1 protein-coding gene is annotated in these 520 nt (G+C 71.9%); it reads left to right on the top strand.

Annotation, left to right across the window (positions count from 1 at the left end; all coding sequences use genetic code 11):
- Positions 1-520 (top strand): hypothetical protein (locus tag JNK74_30280; GenBank protein MBL7650457.1); only part of this gene is annotated, 520 nt, incomplete at both ends.

The raw sequence follows: 520 nt of genomic DNA, 5'->3' as shown, positions 1-520 counted from the left end.
GATCGCCCGCGGTTTCGGCCGACTACTACGGCCATTTCTGCCGGCACCTCGCCCGCTTGTTGGAGGAGCCGGGCGAGGGCAACGGACCGTTCGTGGCGGCGATGACGCAGGGCACGAGTGGCGACCTCATGTGGATGGACTATGGCGCGCCCAAGTCGGATCTGACGCTCGACCGTTACGCCGCCGCGGTGGCGGCGAGCGCCGCGCGCGCGGTCGGTCGCGCGCCGGATCGCGATCATGCGGCCCTGGGGATCGTCGAGCGCCGGCTGCCCCTCGCCTACCGCGTCCCGGATGAAGCGCGGCTCGCCTGGGCCCGGCCCATCGCGGCAGGCATCGTGGAGGATCGGCCCAAGGATCGCACGGAAGTGTACGCCCGGGAGGCCATCCTCCTGCACGAACGCCCGCGCACCGAGCTGCTGCTGCAGGCGATCCGGATCGGGGACCTCACGATCGCCGCGCTGCCCAATGAGGTCTATGCGCTCACCGGCCTGAAGCTGAAGGCCCGGGCGCCCGGTGGCGC

Source organism: Candidatus Hydrogenedentota bacterium, from assembly GCA_016791475.1.
In the GTDB taxonomy this organism is placed as follows: domain Bacteria; phylum Hydrogenedentota; class Hydrogenedentia; order Hydrogenedentales; family JAEUWI01; genus JAEUWI01.
The sequence above is the reverse complement of the archived record's forward strand: the minus strand, read 5'-3'. Positions and strand labels throughout refer to the sequence as shown.